Below are 18,289 nucleotides of genomic sequence, written 5' to 3'. Positions count from 1 at the left end.
GAGCGACGCGGCGCACCATGGTCGTCATGACCACATTCACTTCACACGACACCACCGCCGGTCGCGGCTGGGCCGTCGAGGCCGAGGGCCTCGTGAAGACCTTCGGAACCAACCGTGCCGTCGACGGCGTCGACCTCCGCGTCGCGACGGGCACCGTCTACGGCGTGCTCGGCCCGAACGGCGCCGGCAAGACGACGACGATCTCCATGCTCGCGACCCTTCTCCGCCCGGATGCCGGCAGCGCCCGCATCTTCGGACACGACGTGCAGCGCGAGAGCCAGGCCGTGCGCCAACTCATCGGCGTCACCGGCCAGTACGCGTCGGTCGACGAGACGCTCTCGGCCAACGAGAACCTGATCCTCTTCTCCCGGCTGCTCGGGCTCGGCCACTCGGCCGCCAAGCGCAAGACCGCCGAGCTCCTCGAGGAGTTCGGACTCACCGAGGCGGCCAAGCGCCCGCTGAAGAACTTCTCCGGCGGCATGCGCCGGCGCCTCGACCTCGCCGCGAGCCTCATCGCCCAGCCCCCGCTCATCTTCCTCGACGAGCCGACCACCGGCCTCGACCCGCGCACCCGGGCGCAGATGTGGGAGACCATCCGTCGCCTCGTCGCGACAGGCTCCACCGTGCTGCTCACGACGCAGTACCTCGACGAGGCCGACCAGCTCGCCGACCGCATCGCGGTCATCGACCGGGGCCGGGTCGTCGCCGAGGGCACGGGCGACGAGCTCAAGGCCTCCGTCGGCGAGTCGAGCCTCGAGCTGCGCCTCGTCAACGAGCACGACCGCGAGGACGCGCGCGTGGCCATCGAGCGGGTGCTGGGCGTCGCGCCCACGCTGTCGCCCGAGGCCGGCCGCATCACGGCCCCCATGCACGACCCCGACCTCGTCGCCGACCTGCTCATCACGCTCCGCGACGAGGGCATCCACCTGGCCGAGATGAGCGTGCAGAAGCCCACGCTCGACGAGGTGTTCCTCACCCTCACCGGCCACGGCGTCGAAGAGGAGACCACCGAGGCGAGCTTCGAGAGCGACGCCGAGCTCGAAGGGAGCCGCGCATGACCACCATCGCACCAGACCAGGCCACCGGCGCGCCGAGCGCCATCGGCACGACCACCATCACGCCGGGCGCCGAGCGCGAGCTGTCGAACAGCGTGAGCCTGCGCGAGACGATCTCGCACACGTTCACCATGGCCCACCGGGGCCTGCTGAAGATCAAGCGCACGCCAGAGCAGCTCATCGACGTGACGCTGCAGCCGATCATCTTCACGCTGATGTTCACCTACATCTTCGGCGGTGCCATCGCCGGAGACGTGCAGAACTACCTGCCGATCATCATCCCCGGCATCCTCGTGCAGACCGTCATCTCCACGTCGATCGTCACCGGCGTGCAGCTGCGGGAGGACATGGCCAAGGGCGTGTTCGACCGGTTCCGCTCGCTGCCGATCGCGCGCATCGCCCCGCTCTCGGGTGCGCTGCTCGCCGACACCGTGCGCTACCTCATCGCCACGACCCTGACCTTCGTGATGGGCTACATCATGGGACTCCGGCCCGAAGCCGGCATCGGTGGGGTCGTCGCAGCGGGCCTGCTCGTGGTCGTCTGCGCCTGGAGCCTCTCGTGGATCTTCGCGTTCTTCGGCGTCATCGCCCGCAGCGCCTCGAGCGTGCAGGGCATCTCGATGATCGTGCTCTTCCCGTTGACGTTCCTCTCGAACGCGTTCGTGCAGCCCGACACGATGCCGGCGCCGCTCGCGTGGTTCGCGAACATCAACCCGGTCTCGCACCTCGTGACCGCCGTGCGCGACCTGGTGAACGGCGTGGGCATCGGCGCGGACTTCGGCTGGTCGCTCGTCGGCGCCGCCGTCATCGTCGCGGTCTTCGCCCCGCTCACCGTGAGGGCGTACATGCGCAAGGCGTGACGCCTGCTCACACCCCCGGAACGGGCTCCGCGATCAACGCGCGAGCCCGTTCCGTGCGTTCGGAATTCGAGAGCGCGGATGCCGCGGCGCGCGCGGCGGCGAGGCGCTCGGCGCCGGCGTGGTCGGTGATGACCTCGGCGACGTTCTCGAGGCGCAGGGCGGGCATGTCCTGCCGGGAGTGCAGCACCTCGGCGAGCGCGAACGTCTCGACGGCCCGCTCCGACAGCGACGGATGCCGCACCGCCCACGCGCTCCATCCGGCGGCGACCGTGCCGAGCACCGGCCGATCCGTGAAGACGTCGCCCCGGACGCGCAGCGCCGCGACCGTGCGCCGGCGCATGAGCTCGGCCCATTCGGCGATGACGGCCTCGGGCCAGCCCGACTGCACGCCGCCCGCGACGAGCGCGGCGAGCGCGATCTGATACCACGGCGACGATCGCTGGCGCGCCTGCGTGAACTGCGCGAGCACCTTCGGCGCCCGCTGGAGCGCGAGGGCGGTCTCGCCCCGGAGCCGGGCGACCTCCACGAGCCCGAGCTGAGCGGTCATCGTCTGGGGGATCCCGTCGCCCGTGATGCGATCGTCGGCGGCCTGGATCGCCAGCCGCTCCTCGGCCTCGTCGAGGCGGCCGGCGGAGATCAGGTGGCTCGTGACCATCCAGTCGATCTGGAGCAGGTCTTGAGTCGCCTCGAGGCGCACCATGCCGGCGCGCGCCTCGGTCGCCCATTCGAGGGCTTCGTCGGAGTCGCCGCGTTGCCCGGCGAGTTCGGCGAGCATGAGCGCGGACATCGCGGAGGCCCAGGCATCGCCGACCTGCTCGGCGAGGCGGTGCGTGCGCAGGGCGTACTCGGCGGCGAGACCCGGCTCGCCCTCGTTCTCGGTGAACTGCGACTGCAGGATGTTGGCGATCAGGGCGGTCTCGGGGTCGTCGGACTCGGTCATCGACGCGATGAGGGTGCCGGCCAGTTCGAGGTCGGGCATCGCGAGGAGGAACTGCGTGATCGCGTCGATCCACGGTGCTCGCGCGAGTCCGAGCTTCGCGACGGCGCGCAGGCGGGCGAGGGCGCGCAGGCCGATGGGCGTGTCCGCGGCGAAGTTCGTCCCGGCGATGAGGATGAGGCCGAGCATCGCCGCTTCGCCGTGCGCGGCATCCGGCCGCGTGCCCCGCGTCGCCTCGAGCACGGCGTCGCTGAGGCCGAGGATCTCGGCGTGCGCGCTCCTCACGGTCCAGAAGTAGCCGAGCGCGGCGAAGACCGCAGTGACCGTCGGTGCGTCGCGGTGCTCGATCGCCGTGCGCAGCACCGCGACGAGGTTGTCCTGCTCGATCGCGATCGAGGCGAAGGTCCGCAACTGCGCCGGTCCGCGCACATGACCGAGCGAACGGCGCGAGAACTCCGAGGCCCAATCGGCCATCGCGGCGGTGACCTCCGCCCGCTCGTCGGCGTCGAGCCGCACCTGGCCGAACTCGCGCACGGTCTCGAGCATGCGGAACCTCGGTTGCCCGAGTGCGTCGTCGGCGACGGCGAGCAGCGACTGGGTGATGAGCCCGTCGAGCACCCACACGGCGTCCGCGGTGCCGAGCACGGCCTCCGCGGCATCCGCGCCGAACCCGTCGACGAACCAGGCGAGCCTCGGCAGCGCGGCCTGCTCGGCCGGCGTCAGCAGGGCCCAGCTCCACTCGATGACCGCGGCGAGCGTGCGCTGGCGTTCCGGCGCCGATCGGTCGCCGCTCGCGAGCAGCGTGAACCGGTCGGCGAGCCGCGACTCGATCTGCTCGACGCTCATCGACCGCACCCGGGCCGCGGCGAGCTCGATCGCGAGCGGCAGTCCGTCGAGGCGATCGCAGAGGCGCTTCACGACGTCGAGGGGGAGGGATGCCGCAGGGCGCGCCGACCTCGCACGCTCGAGGAAGAGACGCACCGCCGGGCCGGGCTCGGCATCCGGTCCGCCGGCCGCGAGGGTCGCGAGCGGGTACACCTGCTCGGCTCCGATGGCGAGCGGGCTGCGGCTGGTCGAGAGCACCCGCAGGGTCGGGGCGGCAGCCAGCAGGTCGGCCGTCCACCTCGCGACGCCCTCGATGATCTGCTCGCAGTTGTCGAGCACGAGCAGCGTGGGCCGCTCGGAGAGCTGCTCGATGATGCGCGAGCGGGCGTCCCGGCGCACGACGGCCGTCTCGGCGAGGCGCTGGCTCGTGCTGGCCTCGCGGATGCCGAGCGTCGAGCCGAGCGCGAGGGCCACGTCGTCGTCGGTGCGCACGCTCGCCAGCTCGACGACCACGACCGTCGGCGCCTCCGACCGCAGTGCGATCTCCTGCGCGAGGCGGGTCTTGCCGAGCCCGCCCGGTCCGAGGATGGTCACCAGCCGGTGCCGGGTCATCGCGAGTTCGACCGCGGCGACGTCGTCGTCGCGCCCGATGAGCGCGTTCGGAGCGGCCCGCACCCCGATGCGGCGACGCGGGCTCGACGCCGTCGGCGGCGCGGGATCGTCGCGCAGCAGCTCGGCGTTCACGGCCACGAGCTCGGCCGACGGCGAGACGCCGAGCTGGTCGGCGAGCCGCTCGCGGAACGCCGCGAACGCGGCCAGTGCATCGGCACGGCGCCCGGATGCCGCGAGCTCGCGCAGCCGGGCCGCGACGAGCTGCTCGTCGAGCGGGTTCATCGCGAGCAGGACGTCGAGGTCGGCCGCGGCGCCGGCGTGGTCGCCGGCGTCGGCGCGGAGGTTCGCCCGGCGCCGGAGCAGGGCCGACCTCGCGGCGGAGGCCCGATCGGCCAGCGCCTCGGCCGCCGGGGCGTCGCCGAGGTCGGTGCCGGGTTCGCCACGCCACATGGCGAGGGCATCGTCGAGCGCGGAGGCATCGGCCGAGGCATCCGCCGCGAGCGCCGCGGCCCGGGTGAGGTCGAGCCCGGCGGTGTCGACGCCGAGCGCGTAGCCGCCCGGGACCGAGCGCAGGAGTCCATCGGCCGCGACGGCACGCAACCGGCTGACGAGGGTCTGCAGGGCGGCCTTGGCATTGCGCGGCCGCACCTCGCCCCAGAGCTCGTCGATGATCGTGTCGACGGCGACGCCTCCGCCGGCCTCGCGAGGGAGTGCCGCGAGCACGGCGATGAGCGCCTTGGCCAACGATCCGGGAGGTTCGACCGGGACGCCGTTCGGGCCTTCGATCGAGATCGGGCCGAGCACCGACACGCGGGGCGGCTCGGGGGCGTTGTGCACGGCACGAGCCTACCCGGGGGGTTCCGACGGAGGCGGCCGGCTCGGCGCGTCCTCGTCCGCGGCTGTCTAGGCTGGGGTGGAGGGGGCGACATGAGGGCACATGCGGGGGCACTGATCGGACTGTCGGGCGTCTTCATGCTGACCGGATGCGTCATGCCGGGCGGTGCACCGGGCGGACACATGGACGGCGGCAGCACGCAGGTCTCGTGCGCCGAGTCCTCGAGCGTCACGCTCGACGGCCGGGGCACCAGGTACGACGTCGACGGCGACTGCGCCGAGGTCGTCGTGCGCGGCGAGGACCTGACCGTGCGGCTGGCCGGGAGCACGTCGCTCAGCATCGAGGGCCGGGACAACGACATCGAGTCCGGCGCCGGCCTCGGAGCGGTCACGATCCGGGGCGACGACAACAATGTGGAGGCGCGCACGATCGCGTCGATCACGATCGCCGGCAACGACAACGACATCGAGGCCGCCACGGTCGGCTCGGTCGAGATCGCGGGCGACGACAACGGGGTCGAAGCGGGCAACGACCCGCAGCCGGTGCGCCTCTCGGGCGAGGGCAACACCGTCGAGCGCCGCTGAGCGGGCGCGACGCGGGCACCCGCTGGCGCACGGACACTCCGCACCGTTCTGCGAGACTGGTGGGATGACGACGACTGCAGCGCCCCGCCCCGACCGCACTTCGACGGGGCGACGAGCAGTCCGCGTGATCGTCGCCGTGATCGCCGTGCTGGCCCTGGTCGTCGTGGGATTCCTGATCTGGGCGAAGACCGTCATGCAGGGCGAGCGGCCGGCGTCGCTCGAGGCATGGACCGACGACCGCGTGAGCATCACCTCGTACGACGACTCGATCGTCATGGCGCCGGTCGACGCGGCATCCGATCGCGGGCTCGTCTTCATCCCGGGCGCCAAGGTCGACCCCTACGCCTACATGGCCAAGCTCGTCGACGCGGTCGCCGAGACGGGCACCACGGTGGTCATCACCAAGCCGACGCTGAACCTCGCGTTCTTCGACCAGCGTCCGCTCGACACGTTCACGAGCCACGCGCCCGACGTGACCGAGTGGTACGTCGGCGGGCACTCCCTGGGCGGCGTGCGCGCGTGCATGATGGCGGCCGACGAGGATGTCGCGGGCATCGTGTTCTTCGGCTCGTACTGCGCCGACGACGTGAGCGACACTGACCTCGCCGTGCTCAGCATCTCGGGCAGCGACGACGGGCTCAGCACGCCCGACAAGATCGAGGGGTCCGCGCACCTGCTGCCCGCCGACGCGACCTTCGTCGAGATCGAGGGCGCGAACCACGCGAGCTTCGGCGACTACGGCGTGCAGCCCGGCGACGGCGTCGCGACGGCCTCCGACGACGAGGTGCGCGACGAGATCACGCGCGCGCTCGCCGAGTTCTGGGGCGCCCCGGGGGAGTAGCCGCGTCGTCGCGATGCGTCGCGGCCAGATTGAGCAACTTAGGTTGACAATGCGAGGTAAGCAACATAGGTTGCTTGCATGACCCCGCACATCCCAGATGCCACCGGAGCCGAGGCCGACGACCTCGCCGCCGTCGTGGCGCTGCGCGACCTCGCCGACCGACTCGAGGACGCCGCCGTCGAGCGCGCCATGAAGGCCGGCTGGAGCTGGACGCAGGTCGCCGAGGCCCTCGGCGTCACGCGCCAGGCGGTGCACAAGAAGCACCTCCGACGGCTCGAGGCCGCCGGCGTCGAACTGAGGAGGCGCAATGCCTGAGCTGCATGAAGATCTCGGCGTGACCCTGAAGTCCGTGGTCGTCCGCTCCATCGACGAGGCCGCGAGGCGCGGCGCCGCCAAGGTCGAGGCCGAGCACCTCCTCCTCGCCATCGCCGCGAGCGGCGACCTCGCGGCGGACTCCCTCGCCCAGGTCGGACTCGACCACGCGGGCGTCGAGACGGCACTGCGCGTCGAACGCGAGCACGCCCTCGCCGCCGCAGGAGTCGAACCGGTCGCGGAGGAGCGACTGCTCGCCACCCGCGACAGCCGACCGGGCTGGGGTGCGTCGGTCCGCGACGCGCTGCGGCGGGCCGACTTCCGGGCCCGCCGCGGGCGGCCTCGCGCCGAGCGCGAACGCCTCGCCGTCGCCGACGCGCTCGTCGGGGTGCTGCGCGCCGATCTCGGCACCGTGCCCCGGGCGCTCGCGTACGCCGGCGTCGATCGTGCCGCGCTCATCGCGCGGCTCGAGGCACTGCGGTGATCGAACTCGAGCAGGCACTGTCGCCGGTCCTCTGATTCCCACTCGCCGGTCGAGGCCCGCGAACGGTCATCATGTGTCGGAATGGCGCCCGCGGATACCGCAGGTATCGACCGCTCGGCGAGCGCAGGCGGCGTGTCGCGTCAGGCCTCTCCCGCAGCAGCGGTGAGGGGATGACGCGGCGAACGACGGATGCCGCGGCGAACGACGGATGCCCCGGAACCGAGCGGTTCCGGGGCATCCGGGGTTCGAGACGTGACGCGCCGCCCTACCGGATGGTCTTGCGCGCCGTGATCTGGCCGGTGTCGAAGCCGAGCAGGTGCAGGCCGCCATGGAAGCGGGCGTGCTCGACCTTGATGCAGCGGTCCATGACGACGGTGAGGCCCTGCTCCTCGCCCGAGTACGCGGCATCCTGGTTCCAGATGCCGAGCTGCACCCAGATGGTCTTCGCGCCGACGGCGACGACGTCGTCGATGACGCTCGGGATGTCGCTGCCGCGGCGGAACACCACGACGATGTCGGGCACCTCGGGCAGGTCGGCCAGGCTCGCGTAGGCGGGCTGGCCGAGGATCTCGGTCTCCATGGGGTTCACGAAGTACAGGCGGTAGTCGCTGGACTGCTGCAGGTACGTGCCGACGAAGTAGCTCGAGCGCTGCGGCTTCGGCGAGGCGCCCACGATCGCGACCGACTTCGCGGCACGGAGGATCGCGAGGCGCTGCTTGGCGTCGGGCCCGACCCACGTGCGCTGCGACTTCAGCAGCTTGGCGAGGGGCGAGCTCGCGGGCAGGTCGCACGAGAGCCCGTTGACGAGGCGGACGGTCTCGGTCGACGCGTCGCCGTCGGCGGCATCCGTCGTGGTGGTCGTGTCGGTCACGGTGCTCATCGTGCTGCTCCCGTCGCTGCGGTGAGGGCCTGGTCGAGGTCGTCGATGATGTCCTCGACGTCTTCGATGCCAACGCTAATGCGCACGACGCCCGGAAGCACGCCCGCGTCGACGAGCTGCTGCTCGGTCAGCTGCGCGTGGGTGGTCGAGGCGGGGTGGATGATGAGCGTCTTCGCGTCGCCGATGTTCGCGAGGTGGCTGGCGAGGTTCACCGACTCGATGAGCGACTGGCCGACGGCGCGGCCGCCCTTGACCTCGAAGCTGAAGACCGAGCCGGCACCCTTGGGGAGGTACTTCTGCGCACGGTCGTGGTGCGGGTGGTTGGGAAGGCCCGCCCACCAGACGTTCTCGATGCGCGGGTCGGAGTCGAGCCATTCGGCCACGGCCCGGGCGTTGTCGATGTGCGCCTGGATGCGGTACGGCAGCGTCTCGACGCCCTGGGCGAGCAGGAAGGCCGAGTGCGGCGCCAGCGCGGGGCCGATGTCACGCAGTTGCTCGGCGCGCAGGCGCGTGAGGAACGCGTACTCGCCGAAGTTGCCCGCCCACTCGAGTCCGCCGTAGCTCGGCACCGGCTGGCCGAAGAGCGGGAACTTCTCGGAGTGCCAGTGGAAGCGGCCCGACTCGACGACGACGCCGCCGAGGGTCGTGCCGTGCCCGCCGAGGAACTTCGTCGCCGAGTGGGTGACGATGTCGGCGCCCCACTCGATGGGGCGGTTGAGGTAGGGCGTGGCGATCGTCGAGTCGACGATGAACGGGATCTCGTGGGCGTGCGCGACGTCGGCGAGGCCCTCGAGGTCGGCGATCTCGCCGGACGGGTTCGCGATGGTCTCGACGAAGAGCGCCTTGGTGTTCTCCTGGATCGCGGCCGCGTAGTCGGCCGGGTCGGAGGATCGCACGAACGTCGTCTCGATGCCGAAGCGGCGGAGGGTGACGTCGAGCTGCGTGATCGAACCGCCGTAGAGGTTCGCCGACGCGACGATGTGGTCGCCGCTGCCGGCGAGGCTCGCGAAGGTGATGTACTGCGCGCTCAGGCCGGAGGCGGTCGCCACGGCGCCGAGTCCGCCCTCGAGGCTCGCCACGCGCTCCTCGAAGCTCGCCACGGTGGGGTTCGCGAGGCGCGAGTAGATGTTGCCGTACTTCTGCAGCGCGAAGCGCGCCGCGGCATCCGCGGTGTCGTCGAAGACGAACGCACTCGACTGGTAGATCGGGAGGGCGCGCGCGCCCGTCACCGGATCGGGGATGTTGCCCGCATGGATGGCGCGGGTCTTGAAGCCGTATTCGCGGTCTGCCATGCAGCAACGCTAGCCGCGCCGCGCGGGGCGGCCGCCCACGGGCGTAATGCAGTGCAATCAGACCCGGCGGTGGACCGGCGCCCGCGGCTAGGCTCGGTCCGTGATCCTCGAACATGCGGTGCTGCCCGTCGTCCCCGGCCGCGAGGCGGCGTTCGAGGCGGCCTTCGCCGAGGCGAAGCCGCTCATCGCCTCGAGGCCCGGATTCGTCGACCTGCGCCTCTCCCGGTCGCTCGAGACGCCGAACGAGTACCTGCTGCTCGTGCACTGGCAGAGCGTCGAGGCGCACGAGCAGGGCTTCCGGGGGTCGCCCGAGTACGAGCGGTGGCGGGAGCTGCTGCACGGCTTCTACGAGCCGTTCCCCGTCGTCGAGCACTTCGCGCCCGTGCACAGCGCCTGATCAGCGGGCATCGCTAGCCTGAACCGCAGGTCGCCGAGCGGCGACTCCGGACGAGGGCACCCAGTACCCGGAACGCGACAAGACTGGCTCAGGGAGTGAGCTGTCATGTCATGGATCGTCCTCATCGTCTCGGGTGTGCTCGAAGCCGTCTGGGCCACCGCGCTCGGCCGCTCGGAGGGGTTCACGAAGCTCTGGCCGTCGATCGTCTTCGGCGTCGCCCTCGTCGCGTCGATGGGCGGCCTCGCCTTCGCGATGCGCGACATCCCGACCGGCACCGCCTACGCCGTCTGGGTGGGCATCGGCGCGGCCCTCACCGTCGTGTGGGCGATGGTCACGGGTGACACGGATGTCTCGTGGGCGAAGCTCGCGCTGCTCGTCGGACTCGTCGGCTGCGTCGTCGGCCTGAAGTTCGTCGACGGCGGCGCCGGCCACTAGCCCGTCGGATGTCGCGGCCACCGGATGTCGCGGCCGCGGTCGGTCGCGGCATCCGCACGCCCCTTCGTGGGTATGTAAAAGATCATTGACATGAAGTCGAGAATCATTTACGTTTGCCGTGTAAAGAATCATTGACACAACGGAGGCGGTCATGTCCTACGAGGAGAAAGGCGTCTGGTCGTTCCTGGCCATCGCCGTGATCGGCTACGGGGTCTACCTGTGGCTCGTCCTGCCGCAGCTCGGGTCCACCCCGGTCGCCGACGTCGACTACGTCGGCCCGATGCTCTGGACCATCGGCGGAGCCATCGTGGCCGGCATCCTCGCGCGCATCGCCATCGAGATCGTCGTCCCGAGCGAGCAGCGCACGGCCGACCAGCGCGACCGCGAGATCGACCGCACCGGCGAACGGGTCGGCAACTCCTTCGTCGTGATCGGCGCGATCGGGGCGATGGTGCTCGCCTGGTTCGAGGTCGACTGGTTCTGGATCGCGAACGCGATCTACCTGTGCTTCGTCATCTCGGCCCTGCTCTCCAGCTTGACCAAGCTGGCCGCCTACCGGGTCGGGGGGTTCCAGGAATGGTGAAGCCCACCCGCGTGACGAACGCCATCCGAACCCTGAGGTTCGCCCACGGCGAGATGACCCAGGCCGACCTCGCCGGCCGCATCGGGGTCACCCGCCAGACCGTCATCGCCATCGAGCAGGGGCGGTACTCGCCGTCGCTCGAACTGGCCTTCCAGATCGCGCGGATCTTCGGGGTGCCGCTCGACGACGTCTTCCAGTACCCCGAGGGGGAGTGAACGACCATGAACGAGACGCAGCCTGAGACGGATGCCACCGGGCGGCCCACCACGACCGCCATGCGGGCGGTCGCCCAACACCGCTACGGCGGGCCAGACGTGCTCGCGCTCGAGACCGTGACGGCGCACATGCCGAAGTCTGACGAGGTGCTCGTCGCCGTGCACGCCGTCGACGTCGCCTCGGGCGACGTGCGGGTCATGCGCGGCGAGCCGAAGCTCATGCGGGCGTTCTTCGGATTCCGGAGGCCCCGCGTACCGACGGTCGGCCGCGACATCGCCGGCACGGTCGCGGCGGTCGGGTCGGCGGTGACCGGGTTCGCCGTCGGCGACCGCGTCTGCGGCGAGGTGTCGCAGGGCGGCTGGGCCGAGTACGCCGTGCTGCCCGGGCGGTTCGCGGTGCGAGTGCCCGACGGTATCCGGTTCGAGGATGCCGCGACGCTTCCGGTCTCGGCCGGCACCGCGCTGCAGGGCTTGCGGCTGGCGGGCATCGACCCCGCGCAGCCGGTCGACGCGTCGGGCGACCGCCATCGCCTCCTCGTCATCGGCGCCTCGGGCGGCGTCGGGGGATTCGCGGTGCAACTCGCCGCGCTCGCCGGCTGGGAGGTCGTGGGGGTCTGCAGCGGGGCGAAGGCCGACCACGTGCGCGCGCTCGGCGCCCACCGCGTGCTCGACCACGGCGGCCCCTGGGCGGACGCCGAGCCCGACGGAGGCTACGACGCCGTGTTCGACCTCGCGGGCGCCCAGTCGCTGAGTCGCCTCGCGCGGCTCACGCGTCGCGGCGGCACCGTCGTGCTCTCGGCCGGCGGCGGCGACGGCCTGCTCGGACCGATCCCTCGGTTGCTCGGGGCGATGCTGCGCGGGCCGTTCATGCACGCGTCGCTGAAGCCCCTCGCAGCAGCCCGCAGCGCCGAAGACCTCGAGTCGCTCGTGGCGCTGCTCGCCGACGGTCGCCTCCGCCCGATGATCGACCGCGTCGTGCCGCTCGCCGACGTCCGGAGCGCGGTGCGCGCCTACCTGGCCGGCGAGATCCGCGGCAAGCTCGTGCTCTCGGTGCGCTGAGCGAGCGGCCTCGGCGGGCAACCACCGGCATCCGTCCTTCGGCGCGATGTCGCCCTCACGGTCGAGCCGGGAGGGAGGTGACGGTCGCCGTGCCGTCAGCCGGTCACCCCCTCCGGACCTCTTCGATGACATCGTCGATCGCCGCGCTCACGAGGTCGGGCTGCTCGACCTGGATGCCATGGCCGCTGTCGGTCTCGCTCACGTGCATGGCCTGCACGGACTCGGTGAGAGCGGACTGCGCCGCCAGCCAGGCCGGCCAGGTCGACTCGCCCGGTGTCACATGCAGGTCCCAGGGCTCGTCCGACGACAGGACGACGGCCGGTACCGACGGCGAGGGGCTTGCGCCGCGGAACTCCACCATCGTCGGCTCGTATGCCGGGCTCTCGGCATCACCCGAGCGGGCGCCCTCGATGGCGGCCATCCACGCCTGCCACTGCTCGGGGCTGAGGGTCTGCTCGAGATGGATCGATGCGGAGTCCACCAGAACGAGACCCACCGTCGCATCAGGATGCGTGCGCGCGAAGAGCTGCGCGATGAGGCCGCCCCACGAGGCGCCGACCAGGACGAAGGGGCCGGTCTCGTCGGAGGCCGCGAGCACAGCGTCGAGGTCGTCGACACCCTGCTGGGCGGTCGTCGGTTGAGGCACTGGAGTGGTCGTCGTCGGCGAGCCGTCCTCGAGGGTCACGCCCGGACGGTCGTACGCGCAGACCCTGGTCGATTCGGCGACGGCGGCGAAGACCGGCACGGCGGGGTGTGTCGATTCCGGCGGACTCGACGGCGCATCGGCACCCGCACCCGGCAGGGTGCTCCATTCGTCGGCGCCGCCGCCCGTGCCTGAAATGAAGACGACGGTCGGCGACCCCGACCCGCGGCACGAGAGGAACACCTCACGACCCCCACCGATGGTGACCAGGCCGGACCGGGTGCCGTTCGGCGGTGTCGCGCGTTCCGCCGGGTCGAGGGGCGCGCCCGGCACGGCGGCGCTGCAACCGCTCAAGGCGATGGCGACCACCAGGGTGCCCGCGAGTGTCATGAAGCGCATGACTCCGCCGTCGCCGTCTTCGGAAACGTGTTCTGCGAATTCAGGCTAATGCCTCGCGGGCGGCAACAGGCCTCCACGGTGTGCTCCGGCGTCAGCCGAGCAGCACGGCCCCGTATGCGAGCGCCGCGACGAGCACCCACGAGGTGAGCCCGACGACGAGTGCGCGCCATCCGGTGGCCGCGAGGTCGGCGAAGCGGATCGAGGCGCCGAGCGCGAAGAGCGCCATGGCGAGCACGGCCGTCTGCACGGCGTCGGCCGCCGACAGCACGGCCTCGGGCAGCGGCACGAACGTCGCGACGAGCACGGCGACGACGAAGCCGGCGATGAACAGGGGCACGACCGGCGGGCGGCTGCCGCTGGTCGCGACGTGCCGGCGCCGTTCGACGGCCGCCGTGATCGCGACCATCGGGGCGAGCATGAGCACGCGCGTGAGCTTCACGACGACGGCGACGGCGAGCGCTGCCGGACCCGCGAGCTGCGCGGTCGCCACGACCTGCCCCACGTCGTGCACGCCCGCACCCACCCAGTGGCCGAACTGCACGGCATCCAGGCCGAGCGGATGCCACAGCGCGGGCAGCACCGCGATCGCGAGCGTGCCGCACAGCGTGACGAGCGCGACCGGCACGGCCTGGTCCTCGTCGCGAGCGCGGACCGTCGAGCCCATCGCGCCGATCGCGGAGGCGCCGCAGATCGCGAAGCCGCTCGCGACCAGCAGCGGCTGGTGCCCCGGCAGCCCGAGCGCGCGGCCGAGGCCGATCGTGCCGACGAAGGTGAGCACGACGACCGCGACCGTCGTGAGGATCGTCACCCACCCGAGGTCGGCGATGTCGAACAGGCTGAGCTTCAGCCCGAGCAGCACGATGCCGACCCGCAGCAGGCTGCGGGATGCGACCTTCAGCCCGGGGGCGAGGGCGCCGTCGAGCCAGCGCTGCACCGCCGGGACCTGGCCGACGACGATGCCGATCGCCACCGCGGCCGTGAGCAGCGGCAGCGCGGGAAGGGTGAGGTGCACGAGCCACGCGATGGCCGCCGCGGCTGCCGCGACCGCAAGTCCCGGCATCCGTTCTCGCACCATGTCACGGTAGCCGATCGAACCGTGAGGGCTCGATCAGCCCCAGCTGGGGAGCCAGAAGTGCAGCTGGCGGAAGTCGGGCGTGATCGGGATGCCGGTCCAGAGCGGGTAGAAGAACGCCGAGACGAGCAGTACGAGGACGAGGTAGACGCCGACCGTCGCGATGCCGCGCTCGCGACGCCACCACACGTCCTCCCTGCGCCCCAGGATCAGCCTGACCACGGCCGCGAGCGCGAGGATCATGTACGGCTCGAACGCGATCGAGTAGAACTGGAACACCGTGCGGTCCAGGTACATGAGCCACGGCAGGTAGCCCGCCCCGAGCCCGAGCAGGATCAGCCCGACCTGCCACTCGCGGTAGCGGGCCAGCCGGTACACGAGGTAGAGGCAGGCGAGTGCGGCCGCCCACCAGATGAGCGGGTTGCCGATGCCCATGATCGAGGACCAGCACGTGTCGGCGCCGCATCCGCCCGAGCCGTCCTCGGTCGAGGCGAAGTACATGTTCGTCGGCCGGCCCATCACGAGCCAGGTGAGCGGGTTCGACTGCCACGGATGCTCCGAGTGCACGCCGACGTGGTACTGGTACGCCGACTGGTGGTAGTGCCAGAGGCTCTGCAGCGCCGTGGGCACCCAGGAGAAGAACCCGGTCGCGCGGTTCGCCGGTTCCTCGGCCCAGTGCCGGTCGTAGCCGCCGTCGGTGGCGAGCCACCCGGTCCAGGAGGCGAGGTAGACGGCGAACGCGACCGGCACGGTGAGCAGGAACGTGACCGGGCCCTGCTTCAGGATCGCGGCGGTGACGTACAGCGGCACGCCGGCGCGGCGTCGCGCGAGGGCGTCGACCACGATGAGGTAGAGGCCGAAGGCGGCGAGGAACCACAGCCCCGACCACTTGACGGCCGAGGTCGCGCCGAAGGCGGCACCGGCCGCGATGAGCCACGGGCGCGACCACAGGGCCGGGCCGTAGTGCGGGTCGCGGCCGGCCGCGCGGGCGGCGGCGAGTCCGCGCTCGAGCCGCTCGCGCGCCCACGACCGGTCGATCACGACGAACCAGACGCCGAGCAGGGCGAAGACCATGACCCAGTTGTCGAGGAGCGCCACCCGCGACATGACGATCGCGTTGCCGTCGACCGCGAACAGGAGGCCGGCGATCACGGCCACGATCGTCGACGGCCAGAGGCGCCGCGCGAGCATCATGAGCACGAACACGCCGACCGTGCCCGCCAGTGCCGTGGTCGCGCGCCACCAGAACGCGCTGTCCGCCCCGAAGGCGGCCATGCCGAGCGCGATCATCCACTTGCCGAGCGGCGGGTGCACCACGTACGACGGGTCGTCGAGGTACGTGTTCACGTCGCCGTTCGCGAAGCCCTCGTCGGCGCCCTCGGGCCAGCTCGACTCGTAGCCGTGGTGCAGCAGCGTCCACGCGTCCTTCACGTAGTACGTCTCGTCGAACACGATCGCCTGCGGGTGCCCGAGGTTCCAGAACCGCAGCACCGCCGCGAGCAGCGTGACGAGGATCGGGCCGCCCCAGTACCAGAGCGCGCGCCGGCGCGGGGTCGCGAGCATGCGCGCCCACCACGCGTCGAGCCGGGTGCCCCGCGGCTCGGGCACCGCCGGTTCGTCGGGGACGTCTGATGCGTCGGGGGCGTCGGATGCCTCTGGCGCCACGTCGTTCGCGTGGTCGGGCGTCTCGGATGCCCCGGGCGCCACGGTCGCGGCGGCTGCCGTGGGGGCGGCATCCGTCTCAGCAGTCATGCGCTTCAGAGTAACCGAGGCCGGCCGGATGGGCGGCGACCCCCTGGGTGCGCGAGACTGGGGGCATGATCATCCTCGCGGCGACGCCCATCGGCAACCTCGGCGACGCGTCGGTGCGACTGCGCGAGGCCCTCGCGGGGGCGCAGGTCGTGGCCTCCGAGGACACGAGGGTGACGCAGCGCCTGCTCGCCGGGCTCGGCATCGAGAACCGCCCCCGCCTCATCGCGCTGCACGAGCACAACGAGCGGGCGAAGGCCGCCGAACTCGTCGAGCTCGCACGTGGGACCGACCTGCTCGTGCTGAGCGACGCGGGCATGCCGACCGTCTCCGACCCGGGGTACCCGCTCGTGCAGGCGGCCGTCGCGGCGGGCGTCGAGGTCACCGCGATCCCCGGCCCGAGCGCCGTCATCACCGCGCTCGCCGTCGCGGGCCTGCCCACCGACCGGTTCTCGTTCGAGGGCTTCCTCCCGCGCAAGTCCGGTGAGCGCGCGCGTCGCCTCAGCGAGCTCGCGGGCGACCGCCGAACGCTCGTCTTCTTCGAGGGGCCGTCGCGGCTGGCCGCGAGCCTCAGCGCGCTCGCCGACGCGTTCGGCGACGATCGCCGGGCCGCGGTGTGCCGCGAGCTCACGAAGCTCCACGAGGAGGTCCGTCGCGGCGGACTCCGCGAACTCGCGACCTGGGCGGCCGACGGCGTGCGCGGCGAGATCTGCATCGTCGTGCAGGGTGCCGCCGAGCAGCAGGCCGATGCCTCGACCGCGCTCGACCGCGTGCTCGAGCTCGCGGCATCCGGAACCCGCCTGAAGGACGCGGCCTCCCTCGTGGCGGCCGAGACGGGGCTCGGCAAGCGCGACCTCTACGAGGCGGCGCTCGCGTCCCGCACGCGCTGACCGCGGCAGCGGGTCCGAGCGGCGAGCATGGCGTTCGCCGCGGTGCGCGCCGCCGTGCGCGCCGCGGCGGTCGCTGAGAAAATGTCACCATTTCGGGGGGATCTGGCGGACAATGGAAGGACATGCACGAGGAGGTGCGACATGGCCCACGAAGTCAGGTTCGCAACGTTCGGCGGTCCAGAGGTGCTCGAGATCGCCGAGATCCCCACGCCGGAGCCAGGCGAGGGCGAAGTGCTCGTCGAGGTCTACTCGGCGGGGCTGAACCCGATCGAGAGCGCCATCCGGCGGGGCGAGCACCCCGATCGATGGCAGGTCGAGCCGCCGTCCAACCAGGGGCGCGACCTCGCGGGACTCGTGATCGCGACCGGCCCGGGCGCGACGAGATTCGACCGTGGCGACGAGGTCATGGGCTTCGTCGACCGAGGCGCGCAGGCGACCCACGTCGCCGTGCCCCAGTCCAACCTGCTCGAGCGCCCGCCGGCACTGTCGTGGGAGGTCGCCGGGTCGCTCTACACCGCCGGCACCACGGCCTGGTCGATCATCGAGGGACTGCACCTGGGCCCCAACGACACCGTGGTCGTCACCGCCGCGGCCGGGGGCATCGGATGCCTCGCCGCACAGCTCGCGCGACTGCGCGGCGCCACGGTCATCGGCACCGCGCCCGACATGCGCTTCGACTTCCTCCGGCAGTTCGGCGTGATCCCGCTCGCCTACGGACCGGGCCTCGCCGAGCGCGTGCGGGAGCTCGCACCGCACCCGGCGAGCGTGTTCCTCGACTTCCTCGGGGGGCAGGCGGGCGAGGCGAGGGCCCTCGGGGTGCCCGCCTCGCGCGTCTTCACGCTGACCGACTGGGACGCCGTCGAACGTGAGCAGGCCGTGCGCGCCGGAGCGGGCGACCTCGTCGCGCTGGGGCGCGTCGCCGCGCTCGTCTCCGCACGACGGCTGCGGCTTCCCATCGCCGACGTCTTCCCGCTCGAGAAGGTCGCCGACGCCTACCGCGCGCTCGAGCGCCGCGAGGCGCCGGGCAAGATCGTGCTCGGCATGCGCGTCGTCGACTACCCGATGCAGAAGATGAAGGAGCCCGACCTCAAGGAGGAGGACGTCACCATCGGGGTGCCGACCGAGCACACGCGCCTCGACGTCGAGGAGGCCGTGCCCGCCGCCGTCGGCGACGGCAGCGTGCGGCGACGCCGTCGCGAGGCCCGCGAGCACGGCGTCGAGCAGGTCTCGAGCGGCGACGGCCCCGGCCTCGCGCCCACGTCGTTCGAGTGACGCCGGCCGTCGGGTAACGCGGCGATCGGGGCATCCGCTCGCCCGTAGGATTGAACGC

19 protein-coding genes and 1 riboswitch are annotated in these 18,289 nt (G+C 72.0%); of the genes, 13 read left to right on the top strand and 6 right to left on the bottom strand.

The window, feature by feature from the left end:
* Positions 1–26 precede the first annotated feature (26 nt).
* Together ACR3IO_RS04020 and ACR3IO_RS04015 are read left to right on the top strand one after the other, a co-directional pair.
* Entirely contained in the window at positions 27–1,058 is a 1,032-nt protein-coding gene (locus ACR3IO_RS04020) for an ATP-binding cassette domain-containing protein (protein ID WP_434069889.1), read from the top strand.
* Positions 1,055–1,915, top strand: a complete 861-nt coding sequence (locus ACR3IO_RS04015) for an ABC transporter permease (protein ID WP_434069888.1) — start codon at positions 1,055–1,057, stop codon at positions 1,913–1,915. Before ACR3IO_RS04020 ends, ACR3IO_RS04015 begins: the two co-directional genes overlap by 4 nt.
* Positions 1,916–1,922: 7 nt before the next feature.
* On the opposite strand, the gene ACR3IO_RS04010 is transcribed toward ACR3IO_RS04015, so the two are convergent.
* Entirely contained in the window at positions 1,923–5,126 is a 3,204-nt protein-coding gene (locus ACR3IO_RS04010) for an AfsR/SARP family transcriptional regulator (RefSeq protein ID WP_434069887.1), read from the bottom strand.
* A gap of 90 nt (positions 5,127–5,216) precedes the next feature.
* Between ACR3IO_RS04010 and ACR3IO_RS04005 the strand changes: the two genes are divergently transcribed.
* From ACR3IO_RS04005 to ACR3IO_RS03990, 4 genes are all read left to right on the top strand, one after another.
* Positions 5,217–5,708, top strand: coding sequence for a DUF3060 domain-containing protein (locus ACR3IO_RS04005; protein ID WP_434069886.1), 492 nt, complete (start codon positions 5,217–5,219; stop codon positions 5,706–5,708).
* A gap of 64 nt (positions 5,709–5,772) precedes the next feature.
* On the top strand, positions 5,773–6,549 hold the full coding sequence (locus tag ACR3IO_RS04000) for an alpha/beta hydrolase (RefSeq protein WP_434069885.1): 777 nt from the start codon (positions 5,773–5,775) through the stop codon (positions 6,547–6,549).
* Between the two features lie 78 nt (positions 6,550–6,627).
* Positions 6,628–6,864: a helix-turn-helix domain-containing protein gene (locus tag ACR3IO_RS03995; protein WP_434069884.1), complete on the top strand. Its 237-nt coding sequence runs from the start codon at positions 6,628–6,630 to the stop codon at positions 6,862–6,864.
* Entirely contained in the window at positions 6,857–7,345 is a 489-nt protein-coding gene (locus ACR3IO_RS03990) for a Clp protease N-terminal domain-containing protein (RefSeq protein ID WP_434069883.1), read from the top strand. Before ACR3IO_RS03995 ends, ACR3IO_RS03990 begins: the two co-directional genes overlap by 8 nt.
* 265 nt (positions 7,346–7,610) lie before the next feature.
* Here the strand turns inward: ACR3IO_RS03990 and ACR3IO_RS03985 are convergent, their stop codons facing one another.
* The gene (locus ACR3IO_RS03985; protein WP_434069882.1) at positions 7,611–8,225 is read right to left on the bottom strand and encodes a CoA-binding protein; all 615 of its coding nucleotides are present in this window, start codon (positions 8,223–8,225) and stop codon (positions 7,611–7,613) included.
* A complete protein-coding gene (locus ACR3IO_RS03980) occupies positions 8,222–9,517 on the bottom strand; it encodes an O-acetylhomoserine aminocarboxypropyltransferase/cysteine synthase family protein (protein WP_434069881.1) in 1,296 nt (431 codons plus the stop codon). Before ACR3IO_RS03980 ends, ACR3IO_RS03985 begins: the two co-directional genes overlap by 4 nt.
* A 100-nt stretch (positions 9,518–9,617) precedes the next feature.
* On the opposite strand from ACR3IO_RS03980, the gene ACR3IO_RS03975 reads away from it, so the two are divergent.
* The 5 genes from ACR3IO_RS03975 (at position 9,618) to ACR3IO_RS03955 (ending at position 12,206) form a co-directional block, all read left to right on the top strand.
* Positions 9,618–9,914, top strand: coding sequence for an antibiotic biosynthesis monooxygenase family protein (locus tag ACR3IO_RS03975; RefSeq protein WP_434069880.1), 297 nt, complete (start codon positions 9,618–9,620; stop codon positions 9,912–9,914).
* Between the two features lie 25 nt (positions 9,915–9,939).
* A riboswitch (guanidine-III (ykkC-III) riboswitch) is annotated at positions 9,940–10,005 on the top strand.
* A gap of 14 nt (positions 10,006–10,019) precedes the next feature.
* Positions 10,020–10,349, top strand: coding sequence for a DMT family transporter (locus tag ACR3IO_RS03970; protein ID WP_434069879.1), 330 nt, complete (start codon positions 10,020–10,022; stop codon positions 10,347–10,349).
* A gap of 151 nt (positions 10,350–10,500) precedes the next feature.
* On the top strand, positions 10,501–10,932 hold the full coding sequence (locus ACR3IO_RS03965) for a hypothetical protein (RefSeq protein WP_434069878.1): 432 nt from the start codon (positions 10,501–10,503) through the stop codon (positions 10,930–10,932).
* The gene (locus ACR3IO_RS03960) at positions 10,926–11,147 is read left to right on the top strand and encodes a helix-turn-helix transcriptional regulator (RefSeq protein WP_434069877.1); all 222 of its coding nucleotides are present in this window, start codon (positions 10,926–10,928) and stop codon (positions 11,145–11,147) included. Before ACR3IO_RS03965 ends, ACR3IO_RS03960 begins: the two co-directional genes overlap by 7 nt.
* A gap of 6 nt (positions 11,148–11,153) precedes the next feature.
* Complete coding sequence (locus ACR3IO_RS03955) at positions 11,154–12,206, top strand: quinone oxidoreductase family protein (RefSeq protein WP_434069876.1); 1,053 nt, start codon at positions 11,154–11,156, stop codon at positions 12,204–12,206.
* 103 nt (positions 12,207–12,309) lie between these two features.
* On the opposite strand, the gene ACR3IO_RS03950 is transcribed toward ACR3IO_RS03955, so the two are convergent.
* The 3 genes from ACR3IO_RS03950 to ACR3IO_RS03940 form a co-directional block, all read right to left on the bottom strand.
* Complete coding sequence (locus ACR3IO_RS03950) at positions 12,310–13,248, bottom strand: alpha/beta fold hydrolase (protein ID WP_434069875.1); 939 nt, start codon at positions 13,246–13,248, stop codon at positions 12,310–12,312.
* 91 nt (positions 13,249–13,339) lie between these two features.
* Entirely contained in the window at positions 13,340–14,323 is a 984-nt protein-coding gene (locus ACR3IO_RS03945) for a YeiH family protein (protein WP_434069874.1), read from the bottom strand.
* Positions 14,324–14,356: 33 nt separating this feature from the next.
* Positions 14,357–16,072 carry a dolichyl-phosphate-mannose--protein mannosyltransferase gene (locus ACR3IO_RS03940; RefSeq protein ID WP_434069873.1) on the bottom strand — a complete coding sequence of 572 codons (1,716 nt, stop codon included), beginning with the start codon at positions 16,070–16,072 and terminating at the stop codon, positions 14,357–14,359.
* 65 nt (positions 16,073–16,137) lie between these two features.
* Here ACR3IO_RS03940 and rsmI point away from each other — a divergent pair, with 65 nt between their 5' ends.
* Together rsmI and ACR3IO_RS03930 are read left to right on the top strand one after the other, a co-directional pair.
* Positions 16,138–16,959, top strand: a complete 822-nt coding sequence (rsmI, locus tag ACR3IO_RS03935) for a 16S rRNA (cytidine(1402)-2'-O)-methyltransferase (protein WP_434069872.1) — start codon at positions 16,138–16,140, stop codon at positions 16,957–16,959.
* Between the two features lie 141 nt (positions 16,960–17,100).
* Positions 17,101–18,231 (top strand): NADP-dependent oxidoreductase, encoded by a 1,131-nt coding sequence (locus tag ACR3IO_RS03930; RefSeq protein ID WP_434069871.1) that lies wholly within the window; start codon positions 17,101–17,103, stop codon positions 18,229–18,231.
* The last annotated feature ends 58 nt before the right edge of the window (positions 18,232–18,289 follow it).

The sequence above is a fragment of the Agromyces sp. Marseille-Q5079 genome (assembly GCF_051016555.1).
GTDB lineage: Bacteria > Actinomycetota > Actinomycetes > Actinomycetales > Microbacteriaceae > Agromyces.
This window is presented reverse-complemented; position numbering and strand designations above follow the sequence as displayed.